This is a genomic window from Bifidobacterium sp. UBA744 (genome assembly GCA_002298605.1).
Classification (GTDB): Bacteria; Actinomycetota; Actinomycetes; order Actinomycetales; family Bifidobacteriaceae; genus Bifidobacterium.
On record DBKS01000007.1, the window covers coordinates 1 to 2,897 of the forward strand.

Sequence of the window (2,897 nt, forward strand, 5' to 3'; positions counted from 1 at the left end):
CCGTCAGGGGGACGACCCCTTTTCCATATCCGGAGGGCTTTCCCGTCTGGGGCCTGCCTGGGGCTTGCGGTGTCCCGTCCCAGGGCTCCGCATCCGTAGGTTCGGTTGTGTCATTATGCGTCTCCATCCTGCCTTTTACGTCCTAGTCATCCGTACGTTCAGACTGGCGATCTGGCGTGGAGTCAGAATATCGGGATTCGTTGCGTCGGGATGGGTCATGGCATGGCCGTATCCAAGGATGGTGCCGGAAGCGCGTCGTGCATGCCGGCCAGACGTCCGTCGGACATCAGGCCCGCCAGGAACGCCGCCAGGGTCATGGTGAAGTCCTCCGTGGCCTCGACGGGATCCATGCCGTGCCGTTCGGCGTGCGACATCCATGCGGAACGTATCTCGTCAAGCACGTCGCTGGACATCGCGTGCTCGTAGACGCGTTCGATCAGGTCGCAATCGATGCCGATCATGTGCGATCCGCGCACCTCGACCATGAATCGGCGGACGGGTTCGCCGTTCGCCAGCCGTTCGGCGGCGATTTGGCAGAGTACCTCTTCTAAAAACGTTGCCATATCTTCTTCTCTCTGTGAAAATGCGTTTCGTCGTTAAATGGAACAGGACCGTCCGTAATCAGACCGCGTCGCCGTCCTGTCCGGGTTGTGTCTGCCTTGTCTTGTCGAGATACCGCCAGTCAAGGGGCTTGTAGCTGAAGCTGGTCTCCTTGGTGATGACCGATACACGCAGCACCGGCACCTGTTGGCCGGTCGTCTTCGTGCGCGTCGCCAAGGTTCCGCCGACGATCACGAAATCGCCGGCGTCAAAATCCTGGACCTTGATGTATTCCTTGTTGAGCCCACGCGCCTGGACGTCCAGGAATTCGGTGGGCTTGCCCTGATGGTCGATGGCGAGGGAGAGGTAGACGACCTCGTTGCCATCATCGTAAGTGCGGAAAATAGGGGGCTTGGTGAGATTGCCCGCCTTCCAGACAACCCGATCGCCGTCGAACGCCATGCATCCTCCTTGACTGTTCGTTCGCATGCGGCGTCGTCGCCGCATGAGTAAGCCGCGCAAGGTGGATGTCGGGGTCGAGAAGGGTTACTGCCTGCCTCCTTGCGCGGGTCGTATCAGTCTAACAGAAAACGGGGGTGTCCGATGCGACTATCGGAAAGTTCGTTACTCCCGGGAAGGAAGATCGACCGCGCTGAGCGCGGCTGCCAGCGCCTTGATCGTGGCCTCGCGACGGCCGGTCTTTGCCGCTTTCGCATCGTCGCCGTCCATCAGATACGCGCGGTGCAGCACCTCGAGCCACGCTTCGGTCGGATCCTTCTCGAAATACGCGCAAAGCTTCATGAAATCACCCAACGTCAATGGACTGTACAGGTAACGGAACTGGGCTCGGACGCGTGGGTACGAGCATTGCAGTACTTGCGCGCAGTCTTTCATGGTGCGCCTGACGGTTCCCTGGGTCATCCACTCGCGGATTGTCTCGATTGCCGCCTTGTCGATCGAAGTCCAGCGTTGTTCGTTCCTCGTAGTGTCAGTCACCTGATGATTCTCTCTCGAAAAAGGCAGAAAACTATCCTTTTCGTTCATATGGTGAGTGATGGCGTCTCGCGATGCGGTCATGTGGCGTGCGTTGCATTAAATAAATATATTTATTTAAATAATCATCGTAGGAGGGAAGACGCCACATGTAGGAGGAACACGGTGATTTGGACTCAGTGAATGAACCAGATATTGTCCCGCACCGCATCCAGCTGCGTCCTCGAGTATCGGGTGAGAATCGGCGCGGGGAGGATCGAACCGGATTCGCTGATGACGATGCCGCCATCGGCATCGACCTGCTCGACCACCGCCACATGGCCGTACGTCGCATCCGAACCAAGCGTTCCCGGACGGATCGTCATCACATCACCCGGCTGGGGGTCCTTGCCGTACTGGTATCCGAGACGCCTCGCCGATTCGACCCAATATCCACCGTTGCCCATATGGGCATCGACCGGCCTTCCGATGTTCTGTCGGCGTGACGCGGCCCACCAAGTGCACTGCTTGTAGGTGTAGCCGCTTGGCCCTCCATACCAGGTCGCGGCGATGTTCATGGCCGCGATGTCGATCTGGGTGTCGTCGAGCATGACGAGCTTCGGGGAAAGCTGCCCGACGGCCATGCCGCCTCTCGACATCGTGTATTTGGTCCTCGCCCATTCGATGATCCGCTCGACGTAGCGCCGCGTCTCCTGATATGGGGGAATGCCTCCATGGTCGCGGACCGCGCCGACCCCGGCGTTGTATGCGGCCAAGGCGAGTTCGGTGACGTCTCCCGACACCGTGCCGTTCGCCTTCAGCGCCTTGACCTCCTCGACCAAGCGGCACATGTAGTTGCCTTGGCTCCAGATCGCATCATGCGCGTTGAGGATGTCGGCCTTGTCGTCACCGTCGCCATCCATGCCATGCGCCTCCCACGTGCCCGGCATGAATTGGGCGATGCCCTGAGCCCCGGCGGAACTTGTGGCGGTGGGGTTCCATCCCGATTCCGCATCCAGCTGCGCCGCGATGATCTGCGGCGTCACCTCGGCGCAGATGGAGCCCGCCCTTTGCACGTCGGCGAGATATTCGTCGGGGACTCCCGTGAGCCCGCTTGATGACGGTTCGACTCCACCGTCGGCGATGGCGAGTCCCAATGTGAGGAACGGCGCGGCGAACACCGCGGCGACCGTTATGAACGCGATGCAGGCGACTGCGACGGGACCTGTCGACGAATCACCGGAATCCATCACGGCCACCCGTCGTGCTGTGCGCGTCAAGCCATCGGGCCATGTCATCGCGTGGAATCCTCCAGCACCGTCCCACACGTATCGCCGGAATCTTCCCCTGCCTGATCAAACGGGTGACCGTGTTGCCGCTGACCT

The 2,897-nt window shown here is 60.3% G+C and carries 5 protein-coding genes; all 5 read right to left on the reverse strand.

The annotated features are described in order from the left end of the window. Window positions 1-215 precede the first annotated feature (215 nt). Window positions 216-563: a hypothetical protein gene (locus B2994_RS00440; protein WP_291526450.1), complete on the reverse strand. Its 348-nt coding sequence runs from the start codon at window positions 561-563 to the stop codon at window positions 216-218. A 58-nt stretch (window positions 564-621) separates the two neighbouring features. Further along, window positions 622-1,002 (reverse strand): single-stranded DNA-binding protein, encoded by a 381-nt coding sequence (locus B2994_RS00445; protein WP_291526451.1) that lies wholly within the window; start codon window positions 1,000-1,002, stop codon window positions 622-624. 162 nt (window positions 1,003-1,164) lie between these two features. Further along, window positions 1,165-1,536 carry a hypothetical protein gene (locus B2994_RS00450; protein ID WP_291526452.1) on the reverse strand — a complete coding sequence of 124 codons (372 nt, stop codon included), beginning with the start codon at window positions 1,534-1,536 and terminating at the stop codon, window positions 1,165-1,167. A 173-nt stretch (window positions 1,537-1,709) separates the two neighbouring features. Then, window positions 1,710-2,762 carry a CHAP domain-containing protein gene (locus B2994_RS00455; RefSeq protein ID WP_291526453.1) on the reverse strand — a complete coding sequence of 351 codons (1,053 nt, stop codon included), beginning with the start codon at window positions 2,760-2,762 and terminating at the stop codon, window positions 1,710-1,712. Next, the coding region (locus B2994_RS07570; protein ID WP_414630611.1) for a helix-turn-helix domain-containing protein at window positions 2,749-2,897 on the reverse strand (149 nt) is incomplete at its 5' end. The genes B2994_RS00455 and B2994_RS07570, both read right to left, overlap by 14 nt.